This window comes from Vogesella alkaliphila (assembly GCF_014652475.1).
GTDB lineage: Bacteria > Pseudomonadota > Gammaproteobacteria > Burkholderiales > Chromobacteriaceae > Vogesella > Vogesella alkaliphila.
This window is the reverse complement of the sequence record NZ_BMYW01000017.1, coordinates 1-15,704: the sequence shown is the minus strand read 5'-3', so window position 1 is coordinate 15,704 and position 15,704 is coordinate 1. Positions and strand designations below refer to the sequence as shown.

Annotated in this window: 13 protein-coding genes and 2 tRNA genes; all 15 read left to right on the top strand. The window is 57.9% G+C overall.

What is annotated here, in order from left to right; translation table 11 throughout:
• Window positions 1–77: EF-Tu C-terminal domain-related protein (locus IE100_RS16175; RefSeq protein ID WP_198556962.1), on the top strand; the 77-nt coding region annotated here is incomplete at its 5' end.
• 12 nt (window positions 78–89) lie between these two features.
• Window positions 90–165 (top strand) — tRNA-Trp (locus IE100_RS16170).
• 67 nt (window positions 166–232) lie between these two features.
• Window positions 233–586 (top strand): preprotein translocase subunit SecE, encoded by a 354-nt coding sequence (gene secE, locus IE100_RS16165; RefSeq protein WP_189375623.1) that lies wholly within the window; start codon window positions 233–235, stop codon window positions 584–586.
• 2 nt (window positions 587–588) lie between these two features.
• Window positions 589–1,122 (top strand): transcription termination/antitermination protein NusG, encoded by a 534-nt coding sequence (gene nusG, locus IE100_RS16160; RefSeq protein WP_189375622.1) that lies wholly within the window; start codon window positions 589–591, stop codon window positions 1,120–1,122.
• Between the two features lie 91 nt (window positions 1,123–1,213).
• Window positions 1,214–1,645, top strand: coding sequence for a 50S ribosomal protein L11 (gene rplK, locus IE100_RS16155; protein ID WP_047968375.1), 432 nt, complete (start codon window positions 1,214–1,216; stop codon window positions 1,643–1,645).
• Window position 1,646: 1 nt separating this feature from the next.
• Window positions 1,647–2,342: a 50S ribosomal protein L1 gene (gene rplA / locus IE100_RS16150; protein WP_189375621.1), complete on the top strand. Its 696-nt coding sequence runs from the start codon at window positions 1,647–1,649 to the stop codon at window positions 2,340–2,342.
• A gap of 146 nt (window positions 2,343–2,488) precedes the next feature.
• A tRNA-Thr gene (locus tag IE100_RS16145) sits at window positions 2,489–2,563 on the top strand.
• A gap of 83 nt (window positions 2,564–2,646) precedes the next feature.
• Entirely contained in the window at window positions 2,647–3,144 is a 498-nt protein-coding gene (gene rplJ, locus IE100_RS16140; RefSeq protein ID WP_189375620.1) for a 50S ribosomal protein L10, read from the top strand.
• A gap of 36 nt (window positions 3,145–3,180) precedes the next feature.
• Entirely contained in the window at window positions 3,181–3,552 is a 372-nt protein-coding gene (gene rplL, locus IE100_RS16135; RefSeq protein ID WP_189375619.1) for a 50S ribosomal protein L7/L12, read from the top strand.
• A 150-nt stretch (window positions 3,553–3,702) separates the two neighbouring features.
• A complete protein-coding gene (gene rpoB / locus IE100_RS16130; RefSeq protein ID WP_189375618.1) occupies window positions 3,703–7,878 on the top strand; it encodes a DNA-directed RNA polymerase subunit beta in 4,176 nt (1,391 codons plus the stop codon).
• Window positions 7,879–7,936: 58 nt separating this feature from the next.
• Window positions 7,937–12,130: a DNA-directed RNA polymerase subunit beta' gene (gene rpoC / locus IE100_RS16125; protein ID WP_189375617.1), complete on the top strand. Its 4,194-nt coding sequence runs from the start codon at window positions 7,937–7,939 to the stop codon at window positions 12,128–12,130.
• Window positions 12,131–12,281: 151 nt separating this feature from the next.
• Window positions 12,282–12,653 carry a 30S ribosomal protein S12 gene (rpsL, locus tag IE100_RS16120; protein WP_047968369.1) on the top strand — a complete coding sequence of 124 codons (372 nt, stop codon included), beginning with the start codon at window positions 12,282–12,284 and terminating at the stop codon, window positions 12,651–12,653.
• A 104-nt stretch (window positions 12,654–12,757) separates the two neighbouring features.
• Window positions 12,758–13,228 carry a 30S ribosomal protein S7 gene (gene rpsG, locus IE100_RS16115; RefSeq protein WP_047968368.1) on the top strand — a complete coding sequence of 157 codons (471 nt, stop codon included), beginning with the start codon at window positions 12,758–12,760 and terminating at the stop codon, window positions 13,226–13,228.
• Window positions 13,229–13,255: 27 nt separating this feature from the next.
• Window positions 13,256–15,355: an elongation factor G gene (fusA, locus tag IE100_RS16110; RefSeq protein WP_189375615.1), complete on the top strand. Its 2,100-nt coding sequence runs from the start codon at window positions 13,256–13,258 to the stop codon at window positions 15,353–15,355.
• A 72-nt stretch (window positions 15,356–15,427) separates the two neighbouring features.
• On the top strand, window positions 15,428–15,704 hold a 277-nt coding region (locus tag IE100_RS16105; RefSeq protein WP_229800408.1), incomplete at its 3' end, for a GTP-binding protein.

Below are 15,704 nucleotides of genomic sequence, written 5' to 3'. Positions count from 1 at the left end.
AAGAAGGTCTGCGTTTCGCCATCCGTGAAGGTGGTCGCACCGTTGGTGCTGGCGTTGTTGCAAAAATCATCGCCTGATAAATAGGTTTTAGGCCAGTAGCTCAATTGGTAGAGTATCGGTCTCCAAAACCGAGGGTTGGGGGTTCGAGACCCTCCTGGCCTGCCAATTAAGACTAACCGGCGCATATGCGCCGGTTAGTCTTTTTGACGCATGTAAATGGTGGAAACGACAGATGGAAATGCAAGATAGGCTGAAGCTGGTTGCGGCAATTCTGGTGTTGGTGGCGGGGGTGGTTGGTTTCTACCTGTTGCCGGCAGACCAGGGTGTGCTGCGCGCGCTGCTTTTTGTCGTCTCGATTGCGATTGCGGCCGGTGTGGTCTGGTTGTCAACGCCGGGCAAGCAGTTTGTGCTTTATGCGCAAGAGTCGCTGATCGAAGCTAAAAAGGTGGTGTGGCCGACAAGAAAAGAGGCGACCCAGATGACGTTGATGGTTTTCGTCTTCGTGCTGGTGCTGTCCTTGTTCATGTGGCTGGTCGATTCCTCCCTGTCGTGGCTGTTCTACGACGTATTGCTTAATAGAGGTTAATCATGGCAAAGCGTTGGTATGTCGTGCACGCGTACTCCGGTTTCGAGAAGAGTGTGCAAAAGGCGCTGCGTGAGCGCATTGAGCGCGACGGCTTGCAGGATTTGTTCGGCCAGGTGCTGGTGCCGGTTGAGGAAGTGGTCGACATCAAGAATGGTCGCCGCTCCATTACTGAGCGCAAGTTTTTCCCTGGCTATGTGCTGGTCGAGATGGAAATGACCGATGAGACTTGGCACCTGGTGAAGAGTACGCCCAAGGTGACTGGTTTTGTGGGCGGTACCGCCAACCGCCCGGCGCCGATCTCGGTGAAAGAGGTCGAGTCCATCATGCAGCAGATGCAGGAAGGGGTGGAGAAGCCCAAGCCTAAGGTGCTGTTCGAGGTGGGTGAGCGCGTTCGCGTCAACGAAGGTCCGTTCAATGACTTCAACGGCACGGTCGATGAGGTCAATTACGAGCGTAACAAGCTGCGCGTTTCGGTGCAGATTTTCGGTCGTGATACCCCGGTTGAGCTTGAGTTCAGCCAGGTCGAAAAACTTTAAGTTGTTGTTTTTTTGTGGGGCAGGTATAATCTTGCTCCTTTCACTTGGGGAGCGGTTGATCCGCGCTTAACCCATACACGGAGTCTACATCGTGGCAAAGAAAATCATCGGCTACATCAAGCTGCAAGTGCCAGCTGGTAAAGCCAACCCATCGCCTCCTATCGGTCCTGCGCTGGGTCAGCGCGGTCTGAACATCATGGAATTCTGCAAGGCGTTCAACGCCCAGACTCAAGGCGTCGAGCCAGGTCTGCCGATTCCGGTGGTGATCACTGCTTATGCAGACAAGTCCTTCACCTTCGTGATGAAGACGCCTCCTGCTACCATCCTGCTGAAAAAAGCAGCTGGTATCCAGAAGGGTAGCGCCAAGGCTCACGCCGACAAAGTCGGTAAAGTGACTCGCGCACAACTGGAAGACATCGCCAAAGCCAAGCAGCCAGACCTGACTGCCGCTGACCTTGACGCTGCCGTTCGTACGATTGCTGGTTCCGCCCGCTCCATGGGTCTGGAAGTGGAGGGTGTGTAACATGGCAAAACTGTCCAAGCGCGTTCAAGCCCTGAAGGCTCAGGTTGATCGTAACAAGCTGTACGCCGTTGAAGAAGCCATCGCTCTGGTTAAGGGTGCTGCGACTGCAAAGTTCGATGAGTCCATCGACGTTGCTGTGAATCTGGGTGTGGACCCACGTAAATCCGACCAGGTTGTGCGTGGTTCGGTCGTGTTGCCACGCGGTACCGGCAAGTCGGTACGCGTTGCCGTGTTCGCACAGGGTGCAAACGCCGAAGCCGCCAAGGCTGCCGGTGCGGAAGTGGTTGGTTTCGACGATCTGGCTGAACAGGTCAAGGCCGGTAACCTGGACTTCGACGTCGTGATTGCTTCCCCGGATGCAATGCGCGTTGTCGGTCAACTGGGTCAGATCCTGGGCCCACGTGGTCTGATGCCTAACCCGAAAGTTGGTACCGTTACCCCTAACGTTGCCGAAGCCGTGAAGAACGCCAAGGCCGGTCAGGTTCAGTACCGTACCGACAAGGCTGGTATCATTCACGCCACTCTGGGTCGTGCTTCGTTCGAAGTGGAAGCCCTGCGCGAGAACTTTGTTGCTCTGGTTGACGCTCTGGTTAAAGCCAAGCCAGCTGCATCCAAAGGCGTATACCTGAAGAAAATTGCCGTATCCAGCACCATGGGTGTTGGTGTGCGCGTTGATACTGCAACCACTGGCGTTTAATTCGCTGGTCTAGCAGTTTCACAATGGCTTTGGGCTGGCAGGCTTTGCCTGCCAGATTGTCAAAGACCGTAGGTGTCGTGTGACTTAATGCTCGGAAGAGTAGCCTACGCAGATGGTGAACCCTTAGAAGGCTTTCAACGTATTTGGCTCATGTAGCTCAGGGGTAGAGCACTCCCTTGGTAAGGGAGAGGTCGGCGGTTCAATTCCGCCCATGAGCACCATCCGTTTGTTATGTCTCCTGATTAGGTCGCCGCTGCAAAGCGAAGCAGAATATCCTGCTTCATTTCAGTCTAGGAGGTGGACCTTGAGTCTCAATATTGAAGATAAAAAGGCGGTTGTAGCTGAAGTATCTGCCCAACTGGCAGATGCCCAGACTCTCGTTATCGCTGAATATCGGGGCATCGAGGTTAGCAGCATGACCAAACTCCGCGCCAAGGCGCGTGAGAACGGCGTTTACCTGCGTGTTCTGAAGAACACTCTGGTTCGTCGCGCCGTTGCCGGTACATCGTTCGAAGCACTGGCTGACCAAATGGTTGGCCCGCTGGTTTACGGTGTATCTGCTGATCCGGTAGCTGCTGCCAAGGTGCTGCACCAATTTGCCAAAGAAGACAACAAGATTGTCATCAAGGCAGGTTCCTACAACGGCAAAGTGTTGAACGCTGCCGAAGTAGCCGAACTGGCTTCTATCCCGGGCCGCGAAGAGCTGCTGTCCAAGCTGCTCTACGTTATGCAGGCTCCGGTATCCGGTTTTGCTCGCGCTCTGGCCGCTCTGGCCGAGCAGAAGCAGTCCGAAGCCGCTTAATTTATTCGATTCATACCGTATTCAGGAGTTTTACAAATGGCTATCACCAAAGAAGATATCCTCGACGCAGTTGCTGGTCTGACTGTTATGGAACTGAACGACCTGGTTAAGGCGTTCGAAGAGAAGTTCGGTGTTTCCGCTGCTGCCGTTGCTGTTGCTGGCCCTGCCGGCGCTGGCGCTGCTGCTGCTGAAGAGAAAACCGAATTCGACGTGATCCTGGCTTCCGCTGGCGAAAGCAAGGTTAACGTGATCAAGGTTGTTCGTGCGATCACCGGTCTGGGCCTGAAAGAAGCCAAAGACCTGGTAGACGGCGCTCCTAAGGCTGTTAAAGAAGGCGTTTCCAAGGCTGAAGCCGACGACATCGCTAAACAGCTGATCGAAGCTGGTGCCAAGGCTGAAGTAAAATAATCTTCCCTAGGGAAGATTAGTGAGGCTGGTGGAGAAATCCGCCAGCCTTGTTGCGCTTGTAATGCTCTAACAAGTCGCTAAAGGTCAGCATTCAAGTTTTGTGGCTGCTGACGTTTGGTTTCTTGCGCCACCCCCCACAATGGAGACTCTATGAGTTATTCGTTTACTGAGAAAAAACGTATTCGTAAAAGCTTTGCGAAGCGTCAAACCGTTCTCGACGTCCCATTCCTGTTGGCAACGCAGATTGATTCGTACACTGAGTTCCTCCAGTTGGGTGTGCCGTACGATCAGCGTAAGGATGCGGGCCTGCAGGCTGCATTCAAGTCGATTTTCCCGATCGTAAGTCACAACGGTTTTGCCCGCCTCGACTTTGTACACTATGTCCTGGGTGAGCCACCGTTTGACGTTCAGGAATGTCAGCTGCGCGGCATTACCTTCGCTTCGCCTCTGCGTGCACGAATCCGTTTGACCATTCTCGATCGCGAGTCTTCCAAGCCGGTGGTGAAGGAAGTACGCGAGAACGAAGTCTACATGGGTGAAATCCCGCTGATGACCTCGAACGGCTCGTTCATCATCAACGGTACCGAGCGCGTCATCGTTTCGCAGCTGCACCGTTCACCAGGCGTGTTCTTCGAGCATGATCGCGGCAAGACCCATTCCTCCGGCAAGCTGCTGTTCTCCGCCCGCGTGATTCCTTACCGCGGCTCCTGGCTGGACTTCGAGTTCGACGCCAAGGACCAGCTGTTCTTCCGTATCGACCGTCGTCGCAAGATGCCGGTATCGATCCTGCTCAAGGCCCTGGGTTACACCAGTGAGCGCATCCTGTCCGAATTCTACAGCTGCGACACGTTCTACCTGACCAAGAACGGCGTGTTCCAGAAAGTGGTCGCCGACCGCCTGAAGGGGGAAGTGGCCAAGCTGGACATCGTTGGCGAAGACGGCAAGCTGATCGTCGCCAAGGACAAGCGCATCACCGCCAAGCACATCCGTGACATCGCTGCGGCCAACCTTGACCGTATCGAAGTACCGTTCGACGTGCTGGTCGGCAAGATCCTGGCGCGCAACGTGATCGCCCCGGAAACCGGCGAAGTGATCGCGCGTGCCAACGAGGAAATCACCGACGACCTGCTGGCCAAGATGGACATCCATGACGTGGCCGAAGTCGACGTGCTGTTCATCAACGACCTGGACCACGGCGGTTACATCGCGCACACCCTGCGCGGCGACGACATCGCCGACCAGCTGCAGGCCCGCGTGGCGATCTACCGCATGATGCGCCCGGGCGAGCCGCCAACGGAAGACGCTGTCGAGCAACTGTTCCAGCGCCTGTTCTTCAACGAGGACAGCTACGACCTGTCCCGTGTTGGCCGCATGAAGTTCAACACCCGCACCTACCAGTACAAGCTGGACGACAAGTCGCCGGAGTGGTTCAAGACCATGCTGTCCGAGACCTTCGCTCACCGCCGCGACGTGATGGACGGCGTGCTGTCGACCGAGGACATCGTGTCCGTGATCGCCATCCTGGTCGAGCTGCGTAACGGCCGTGGCGAAGTGGACGATATCGATCACCTGGGTAACCGTCGTGTGCGTTCCGTCGGCGAACTGGCCGAGAACCAGTTCCGTGCCGGTCTGGTGCGTGTCGAGCGCGCGGTGAAGGAACGCCTGAATCAGGCGGAATCCGACAACCTGATGCCGCACGACCTGATCAACGCCAAGCCGGTATCGGCCGCGATCAAGGAATTCTTCGGCTCCAGCCAGCTGTCGCAGTTCATGGACCAGACCAACCCGCTGTCCGAAGTGACCCACAAGCGCCGTGTATCGGCCCTGGGCCCGGGCGGTCTGACCCGCGAGCGCGCCGGCTTCGAAGTGCGAGACGTACACCCGACCCACTACGGTCGCGTGTGCCCGATCGAAACGCCGGAAGGTCCGAACATCGGTCTGATCAACTCGCTGTCGGTGTATGCCCGCACCAACGAATACGGTTTCCTGGAAACGCCGTACCGTAAGGTGATCGACGGCAAGGTGACCAACGAGATCGACTACCTGTCGGCAATCGAAGAAGGCCGCTACATCATCGCCCAGGCCAACGCCGAGCTGGCGGAAGACGGTAGCCTGGTCGACGAGCTGGTGACCTGCCGTGAAAAAGGCGAAACCATCCTGTCGACCCCGGATCGCGTGCAGTACATGGACGTGGCTACCGGTCAGGTGGTGTCGGTGGCGGCCTCGCTGATTCCGTTCCTGGAACACGACGACGCGAACCGTGCCTTGATGGGTGCCAACATGCAACGTCAGGCGGTACCTTGCCTGCGTCCGGAAAAATCCTTCGTCGGTACCGGTATCGAACGTGCGGTAGCGACCGACTCCGGTACCACCGTGGTGGCGCGTCGTGGCGGCGTGGTTGACTATGTCGACGCGACCCGTGTCGTGGTGCGTGTCAACGACGAGGAAGCGCTGGCCGGCGAAGTCGGTGTCGATATCTACAACCTGACCAAGTTCACCCGTTCCAACCAGAACACCAACATCAACCAGCGCCCGGTAGTGAGCGTTGGTGATCACATCGCCCGCGGTGACGTGGTGGCGGACGGTGCCTCGACCGACATGGGCGAGCTGGCGCTGGGTCAGAACATGACCATCGCCTTCATGCCGTGGAACGGCTACAACTTCGAGGACTCGATCCTGATCTCGGAGAAGGTGGTGGCCGACGACCGCTACACCTCGATCCACATCGAAGAGCTGTCGGTTGTTGCCCGTGACACCAAGCTGGGGCCGGAAGAAATCTCCCGCGACATCCCGAACCTGTCCGAGCGCATGTCCAACCGCCTCGACGACTCCGGCATCGTCTACATCGGCGCCGAAGTGACCGCCGGTGACGTGCTGGTCGGCAAGGTGACGCCTAAGGGTGAAACCCAGCTGACGCCGGAAGAGAAGCTGCTGCGCGCCATCTTCGGTGAAAAAGCGTCCGACGTGAAGGACACCTCGCTGCGCGTACCGACCGGCATGGTGGGTACCGTGATCGACGTGCAGGTGTTCACCCGCGAGGGTATCGAGCGCGACAAGCGTGCCCAGTCCATCATCGATGCCGAACTGAAGCGCTATCGCCTGGACCTGAACGACCAGCTGCGCATCTTCGAAAACGACGCCTTCAGCCGTATCGAACGCCTGATCCTGGGCAAGGTCGCCAACGGCGGTCCGAAGCGTCTGGCCAAGGGTACCGAGATTGACGTCGCCTACCTGGACGGCCTGCCGTCCAAGCACGAGTGGTTCGACATCCGCATGGCCGATGAGGACATCGCCAAGCAGCTGGAACTGATCAAGGAAAGCCTGGCGCAGAAGCGTGAAGAATTCGACCTCAAGTTCGAAGACAAGAAGCGCAAGCTGACCCAGGGCGACGAACTGCCGCCGGGCGTGCAGAAGATGGTCAAGGTCTACATCGCGGTGAAGCGCCGCCTGCAGGCGGGTGACAAGATGGCCGGTCGTCACGGTAACAAGGGTGTGGTGTCGCGCATCCTGCCGGTGGAAGACATGCCGTACATGGCCGACGGTCGTCCGGTCGACATCGTGCTGAACCCGCTGGGCGTTCCGTCGCGTATGAACATCGGTCAGATTCTGGAAGTGCACCTGGGTTGGGCCGCCAAGGGTATCGGCGAGCGCATCGACCGCATGCTGAAGCAGCAGCAGGGCATCGGCGAGCTGCGCGCCTACCTGGAGCGCATCTACAACGATACCGGCAAGCAGGAATCGCTGGCGGAGATGTCGGATGACGAAATCCTGACCCTGGCGCAGAACCTGCGCAAGGGCATGCCGTTTGCGACGCCGGTGTTTGACGGTGCCAAAGAATCCGAAATCATGCACATGTTGCAGCTGGCGTACCCGGATGAAGACGAGCACACCGCGCAACTGGGCTTCAACGGCAGCAAGACGCAGATGACGCTGTTCGACGGCCGCTCCGGCGAAGCCTTCGACCGCCGCGTGACCGTCGGCGTGATGCACTACCTGAAGCTGCATCACCTGGTTGACGACAAGATGCACGCCCGTTCCACCGGCCCGTACTCGCTGGTGACCCAGCAGCCGCTGGGTGGTAAGGCGCAGTTCGGTGGCCAGCGTTTCGGTGAGATGGAAGTCTGGGCGCTGGAAGCCTACGGCGCGGCTTACACGCTGCAGGAAATGCTGACCGTGAAGTCGGACGATGTCACCGGCCGTACCAAGATTTACGAAAACATCGTCAAGGGCGAACACAAGATCGACGCCGGCATGCCGGAATCCTTTAACGTACTCGTTAAAGAAATCCGCTCGCTGGGCCTGGATATCGACCTGGAACGTTATTAATTAGGCAAGGTTGCCTGCGGCCAACGTTGGCCGCAGGCTCCTCCTGAATGGAGACGCAATGAAAGCTCTGCTCGATCTCTTTAAGCAAGTTACGCAAGAAGAAGAGTTTGATGCGATTAAGATCGGCATCGCCTCCCCGGACAAGATCCGTTCCTGGTCGTTCGGTGAAGTCAAGAAACCGGAAACCATCAACTACCGGACATTCAAACCGGAGCGTGATGGCCTGTTCTGCGCCCGTATTTTCGGGCCGGTAAAGGATTACGAGTGCCTGTGCGGCAAGTACAAGCGCCTGAAGCATCGCGGCGTGATCTGCGAGAAGTGTGGCGTTGAAGTCACCCTGTCCAAGGTTCGTCGCGAGCGCATGGGCCACATCGAACTGGCGTCGCCGGTTGCGCATATCTGGTTCCTGAAGTCGCTGCCGTCCCGTCTGGGCATGGTGCTGGACATGACCCTGCGCGACATCGAACGCGTGCTGTATTTCGAAGCCTTCGTGGTGACCGAGCCTGGTCTGACCAGCCTGCAGCCACGTCAGCTGCTGAGCGAGGAAGACTACCTCGACAAGCTGGACGAGTACGGCGAAGAGTTCGTGGCGCTGATGGGGGCCGAAGCGGTACGCGAGCTGCTCAAGCGTCTGGACCTGACTTCCGAAGTCGAAACCCTGCGCAACGAACTGTCGTCGACCTCGTCCGACACCAAGATCAAGAAGATCGCCAAGCGCCTGAAGGTGCTGGAGGCGTTCCAGCGTTCCGGCATGAAGCCGGAATGGATGATCATGGAAGTGCTGCCGGTGCTGCCGCCGGAGCTGCGTCCGCTGGTACCGCTGGACGGTGGCCGCTTCGCGACCTCCGACCTGAACGACCTGTACCGTCGCGTCATCAACCGTAACAACCGCCTGAAGCGCCTGCTGGAACTGCGCGCGCCGGACATCATCGTGCGCAACGAGAAGCGCATGCTGCAGGAGTCGGTTGACTCGCTGCTGGACAACGGCCGTCGCGGCAAGGCGATGACCGGCGCCAACAAGCGTCCGCTGAAGTCGCTGGCCGACATGATCAAGGGCAAGGGCGGTCGTTTCCGTCAGAACCTGCTGGGTAAGCGCGTGGACTACTCCGGTCGTTCCGTGATTACCGTGGGCCCGACCCTGCGTCTGCACCAGTGCGGTCTGCCGAAGAAAATGGCGCTGGAGCTGTTCAAGCCGTTCATCTTCCACAAGCTGGAAGTGCTGGGCCTGGCCTCCACCATCAAGGCGGCCAAGAAACTGGTCGAGCAGGAAGTGCCGGAAGTGTGGGACATCCTGGAAGACGTGATCCGCGAGCATCCGGTGCTGCTGAACCGTGCGCCGACGCTGCACCGTCTGGGTATCCAGGCCTTCGAACCGCTGCTGATCGAAGGCAAGGCCATCCAGCTGCACCCGCTGGTCTGCGCGGCATTCAACGCCGACTTCGACGGTGACCAGATGGCCGTTCACGTGCCGCTGTCGCTGGAAGCGCAGATGGAAGCCCGCACCCTGATGCTGGCCACCAACAACGTGCTGTCGCCTGCCAACGGCGAGCCTATCATCGTACCGTCGCAGGATATCGTGCTGGGTCTGTACTACATGACCCGCGACAAGATCAACGGCAAGGGCGAAGGCATGGTGTTCGCCGACACCTCCGAAGTGCACCGTGCCTACGAGACGCGTCAGGTTGAGCTGGCGACCCGTATCACCGTGCGTCTGAAGGAGTGGGTCAAGGACGAGCAGGGCGAGTTCCAGCCGGTGATCAAGCGCTACGACACCACCGTTGGCCGCGCCATCCTGTCGGAAATCCTGCCTAAGGGCCTGCCGTTCGAGTACATCAACAAGGCGCTGAAGAAGAAGGAAATCTCGCGCCTGATCAACGGCTCCTTCCGTCGTTGCGGCATCCGCGACACCGTGATCTTCGCCGACCAGCTGATGTACACCGGTTTTGCCTACTCCACCCGTGGCGGCATCTCGATTTGCGTCGACGACATGCTGATCCCGGTGAAGAAGACCGAACTGTTGGGCGAAGCCAACAAGGAAGTCAAAGAGATCGAAGAGCAGTATCGCCAGGGTCTGGTGACCCAGGGCGAACGCTACAACAAGGTGGTCGATATCTGGGGTCGCACCGGCGACAAGATCGCCAAGGCGATGATGGACGGTCTGTCCACGCAGAAAGTGATCGACCGCGAAGGCAAGGAAGTCGATCAGGAATCGTTCAACTCGATTTACATGATGGCCGACTCCGGTGCCCGTGGTTCCGCGGCACAGATCAAGCAGCTGGCCGGTATGCGTGGCCTGATGGCGAAGCCGGACGGTTCGATTATCGAAACGCCGATTACCGCCAACTTCCGCGAAGGCCTGACAGTTCTGCAGTACTTCATTTCGACGCACGGTGCCCGTAAGGGTCTGGCCGATACCGCACTGAAGACCGCGAACTCCGGTTACCTGACCCGTCGTCTGGTCGACGTGACCCAGGATCTGGTGGTGATCGAGGACGATTGCGGCACCAGCAACGGTTTCGCGATGAAGGCCGTGGTGCAGGGCGGTGACGTGATCGAACCGCTGCGTGACCGTATCCTGGGTCGTGTGACGGCTACCGACGTGGTGGATCCGTCCAGCAACGAGACCGTGATCGAAGCCGGCACCCTGCTGGACGAAAGCCTGATCGAATTGATCGACAGCCTCGGCATCGACGAAGTCAAGGTCCGTACCGCCATCACTTGCGACACCCGCTACGGCCTGTGCGCACAGTGCTACGGTCGCGACCTGGCGCGCGGCAAGCGCGTCAACGCCGGTGAAGCGGTCGGCGTGATCGCCGCCCAGTCGATCGGTGAGCCGGGTACCCAGCTGACCATGCGTACCTTCCACATCGGTGGTGCGGCATCGCGAAATGCTGCTGCCAGCCAGGTAGAAGGTAAGTCCAACGGTACCGTGCGCTTCAACAGCCAGATGCGTTACGTGGCCAACAGCAAGGGCGAGCTGATCGTGATCACTCGTTCCGGCGAAGTGGTGATCCACGACGACGTTGGCCGCGAGCGCGAACGTCACAAGGTGCCGTACGGCGCGACCCTGATGGTGACCGACGGTCTGACCATCAAGGCCGGTGCGGTACTGGCGACCTGGGATCCGCATACCCGTCCGATCATCACCGAGTACGCCGGTCGCGTGAAGTTCGAGAACGTGGAAGAGGGCGCCACCGTTGCCAAGCAGACCGACGAAGTCACCGGCCTGTCGACGCTGGTGGTGATCGACTCCAAGCGTCGCGCCACCGCGCAGTCGAAGATGCTGCGTCCGCTGGTGAAACTGCTGGACGACAACGGCAACGAAGTGAAGCTGGCCGGTTCCGATGCTTCTGTATCGATCACCTTCCAGGTCGGCGCGATCATTACCGTGCGTGACGGTCAGGAAGTGGGCAAGGGTGAAGTGCTGGCACGTATTCCGCAGGAATCGTCCAAGACCCGTGACATTACCGGTGGTCTGCCGCGTGTGGCCGAACTGTTCGAAGCCCGTTCGCCGAAAGATGCCGGCATGCTGGCCGAGGTGACCGGTACCGTTTCCTTCGGCAAGGACACCAAGGGCAAGCAGCGCCTGATCATCACCGATCTGGACGGCTACGCGCACGAAAGCCTGATTCCGAAAGACAAGCACGTGCTGGTGCACGACGGTCAAGTCGTGAACCGAGGTGAAGTGATTGTCGACGGTCCGGTGGATCCGCACGACATCCTGCGTCTGCAGGGTATCGAGGCACTGGCGCGCTACATCAGCCAGGAAGTGCAGGAAGTTTACCGTCTGCAGGGCGTGAAGATTAACGACAAGCACATCGAGGTGATCGTTCGCCAGATGCTGCGTCGCGTGATCATCACCGACAACGGCGATACCGATTTCATCATCGGTGAGCAGGTTGAACGTGCCGAAGTGCTGGAAACCAACGACCAGATGATTGCCGATGGCAAGATGCCGGCCCAGTACGACAACGTACTGCTGGGTATCACCAAGGCGTCGCTGTCGACGGACTCCTTCATCTCCGCGGCCTCGTTCCAGGAAACCACCCGCGTGCTGACCGAAGCGGCGATCATGGGCAAGAAGGACGACCTGCGCGGCCTGAAGGAAAACGTGATCGTTGGTCGCCTGATCCCGGCCGGTACCGGTCTCGCCTACCATCGCAACCGTCGTCGCCTGAGCGAGAACGGTGACGCGACGACCGAATCGTCGGCGCTGGAATCCGAGATCGAAGTTAGCGACAACCAGCTGTAATCAGCCGGTTTTGCAAAAAACGCTGCACATTCAATGGTTAACATTGGGTGTGCAGCGTTATTTTATTGACGCTGGCAGTTGACCAAAATATAATCCACGATCTTCTCGGTGGTATGGTGCCGCCGAAAGATTCAATTAGGAACTGATAGTAATGCCAACCATTAACCAACTCGTTCGTAAAGGCCGTGCCCCGGTTGTTTCGAAGAGCAAGGTGCCAGCACTGGAGGCCTGCCCGCAGAAACGTGGCGTATGCACCCGTGTTTACACCACTACCCCTAAGAAGCCGAACTCCGCTCTGCGTAAAGTGTGCAAGGTTCGTCTGACCAACGGTTTCGAAGTGATTTCGTACATCGGCGGTGAAGGCCACAACCTGCAGGAACACTCGGTCGTGCTGATCCGTGGCGGTCGTGTAAAAGACTTGCCAGGTGTGCGTTACCACACCGTTCGCGGCTCCCTGGATACTGCTGGCGTTAAAGACCGTAAGCAGGCTCGTTCCAAGTACGGTGCCAAGCGTCCTAAGTAATTGTTACTTGGGTCGTCAGCGGCAGCATTTGCTGTCGAGTAAGTGGCTGCTCCATTGAGTAGTCGCGAGCATGAAGCTCAACTGAATAGATTGAAGGAATTGAAATGCCAAGACGCAGAGAAGTCCCGAAACGTGATGTCCTGCCGGATCCGAAGTTTGGTAGCCAGGATCTGTCCAAGTTCATGAACGTTGTGATGATCGACGGCAAGAAGTCTGTTGCCGAACGCATCATCTACGGCGCCCTCGAGCAAATCGAGAAGAAGAGCGGCAAGAACGCTCTTGAAGTATTCAATACTGCACTGACTAACGCCAAGCCGGTTGTTGAAGTTAAGAGCCGTCGCGTTGGTGGTGCAAACTATCAAGTTCCTGTTGAAGTACGTCCATCCCGCCGTATGGCCCTGGCAATGCGCTGGCTGCGCGATGCCGCACGCAAGCGTGGCGAAAAGTCCATGGATCTGCGTCTGGCCGGCGAACTGATGGATGCGGCTGAAGGCCGCGGCGGCGCCATGAAGAAGCGCGATGAAGTGCATCGTATGGCTGAAGCCAACAAAGCATTCTCCCACTTCCGCTTCTAATACTCATCCTGCGAAAGGATTCTGGCCGTGGCTAGAAAAACTCCTATTGAACGGTACCGTAACATCGGTATCTCGGCGCATATTGATGCGGGTAAGACCACCACTACAGAACGTATTCTGTTCTATACCGGTGTGAACCACAAAATCGGTGAAGTGCATGATGGCGCGGCCACCATGGACTGGATGGAGCAGGAGCAGGAGCGCGGTATCACCATTACCTCGGCTGCGACTACCACCTACTGGAAAGGCATGGCTCTCCAGTTCCCCGAGCACCACTTCAACATCATCGACACCCCGGGTCACGTGGACTTTACCATTGAGGTAGAGCGTTCCATGCGTGTGCTGGACGGTGCGGTAATGGTTTACTGCGCCGTGGGTGGCGTACAGCCTCAGTCCGAGACTGTATGGCGCCAGGCCAACAAGTACAAAGTGCCACGCATTGCCTTCGTGAACAAGATGGACCGTCAGGGTGCCAACTTCTTCCGTGCCGTAGAACAGGTGAAAACCCGTCTGCGCGGCAATCCGGTGCCTATCGTGGTGCCTATCGGTGCCGAAGAAGGCTTCACCGGTGTGGTTGACCTGCTGAAGATGAAAGCCATCATCTGGGACGAAGCTTCCCAGGGTATGAAGTTCGAATACGGCGACATCCCGGCAGATCTGGTTTCCGTTGCTGAAGAGTGGCGCGAGAAGATGGTTGAAGCGGCGGCGGAAGTCGACGAAGACACCATGAACAAGTACCTGGAAGGCGAAACCCTGAGCGAAGAAGAAATCGTTCACGGTCTGCGTCAGCGTACCCTGCGTTGCGAAATCCAGCCGATGCTGTGCGGTTCCGCGTTCAAGAACAAGGGTGTTCAGCGCATGCTGGACGCGGTTGTTGAGCTGCTGCCTAGCCCGCTGGACGTACCTCCGGTTCCGGGTGAACTGGACGACGGTACTCCGACCACTCGCGAAGCTTCCGACACCGCGCCGTTCTCCGCGCTGGCATTCAAGCTGATGAACGACCCGTATGTTGGTCAGCTGACGTTCTTCCGTGTGTACTCCGGCGTGGTTAACTCCGGCGACACCGTGCTGAACTCGGTCAAGGGCAAGAAAGAGCGTATGGGCCGTATCGTGCAGATGCACGCTAACGACCGTAAGGAAATCACCGAAGTTCGTGCCGGCGACATCGCTGCCGGTATCGGCCTGAAGGAAGTAACAACCGGTGAAACCCTGTGCGCCATCGACGCTCCGCTGATCCTGGAGCGCATGGAATTCCCGGAGCCGGTGATTCACGTTGCCGTTGAGCCAAAAACCAAGGCTGACCAGGAGAAGATGGGCGTTGCCCTGAACCGCCTGGCCAAGGAAGACCCGTCGTTCCGCGTGCGTACCGACGAAGAATCCGGCCAGACCATCATTTCCGGTATGGGCGAACTGCACCTGGAAATTCTGGTTGACCGCATGAAGCGTGAATTCGGTGTTGAAGCCAACGTCGGCGCACCTCAGGTTGCCTACCGTGAAACCATTACCAAGACGGTTACTGATGTTGACGGTAAGCACGTCAAGCAGTCCGGTGGTAAGGGTCAGTACGGTCACGCCGTGATCACTCTGGAACCGTCCGGCGAAGGCCAGGGCTACAAGTTCTTCGACGAAATCAAGGGTGGTGTGATTCCTCGCGAATTCATCCCTTCGGTTGACAAGGGTATTCAGAACACCCTGTCCAACGGTATCCTGGCCGGCTTCCCGGTGGTTGACGTAACCGTACGTCTGACCTTCGGTTCCTACCACGATGTCGACTCGTCGCAGATCGCCTTTGAACTGGCCGGTTCCATGGCCTTCAAAGAAGCCATGCGTCGCGCCGGTCCTTGCATCCTCGAGCCGATGATGGCCGTGGAAGTCGAGACGCCGGAAGAGTACATGGGTGACGTGATGGGTGACCTGAACCGTCGCCGCGGTATCGTTCAGGGTATGGACGACGATGGTCTGGGTGGCAAGAAGATCAAGGCCGAAGTTCCGCTGGCCGAGATGTTCGGTTATTCCACTGACCTGCGTTCCGCAACCCAGGGTCGTGCAACCTACTCCATGGAGTTCAAGCACTACTCTGAAGCTCCTAAGCACGTTGCCGACGCAGTGATGACTGCACGTAAGTAATTTGGCGCGCAAGGTTGGCCGCATGCGGCCAACCTTGCAACTGTTTGTTCTTTATTTTAGGAATTTTGCAAAATGGCAAAAGAAAAGTTTGCACGGACCAAGCCGCACGTAAACGTTGGTACCATCGGTCACGTTGACCACGGTAAAACCACTCTGACTGCAGCGATCACCACTATTCTGTCGAAGAAATTCGGCGGTGAAGCGAAAGATTACTCGCAGATCGACAGCGCGCCAGAAGAAAAAGCACGTGGTATCACCATCAACACTGCTCACGTAGAGTACGAGACCGAGACTCGTCACTACGCTCACGTTGACTGCCCAGGTCACGCCGACTACGTGAAGAACATGA

What these genes read in the sequence shown, in the direction of transcription:
- secE (WP_189375623.1), top strand. Translation starts at nt 233, where the DNA reads ATGGAAATGCAAGATAGGCTGAAGCTGGTTGCGGCAATTCTGGTGTTG.
- nusG (WP_189375622.1), top strand. Translation starts at nt 589, where the DNA reads ATGGCAAAGCGTTGGTATGTCGTGCACGCGTACTCCGGTTTCGAGAAG.
- rplA (WP_189375621.1), top strand. Translation starts at nt 1,647, where the DNA reads ATGGCAAAACTGTCCAAGCGCGTTCAAGCCCTGAAGGCTCAGGTTGAT.
- rplL (WP_189375619.1), top strand. Translation starts at nt 3,181, where the DNA reads ATGGCTATCACCAAAGAAGATATCCTCGACGCAGTTGCTGGTCTGACT.
- rpoB (WP_189375618.1), top strand. Translation starts at nt 3,703, where the DNA reads ATGAGTTATTCGTTTACTGAGAAAAAACGTATTCGTAAAAGCTTTGCG.
- rpoC (WP_189375617.1), top strand. Translation starts at nt 7,937, where the DNA reads ATGAAAGCTCTGCTCGATCTCTTTAAGCAAGTTACGCAAGAAGAAGAG.
- rpsL (WP_047968369.1), top strand. Translation starts at nt 12,282, where the DNA reads ATGCCAACCATTAACCAACTCGTTCGTAAAGGCCGTGCCCCGGTTGTT.
- rpsG (WP_047968368.1), top strand. Translation starts at nt 12,758, where the DNA reads ATGCCAAGACGCAGAGAAGTCCCGAAACGTGATGTCCTGCCGGATCCG.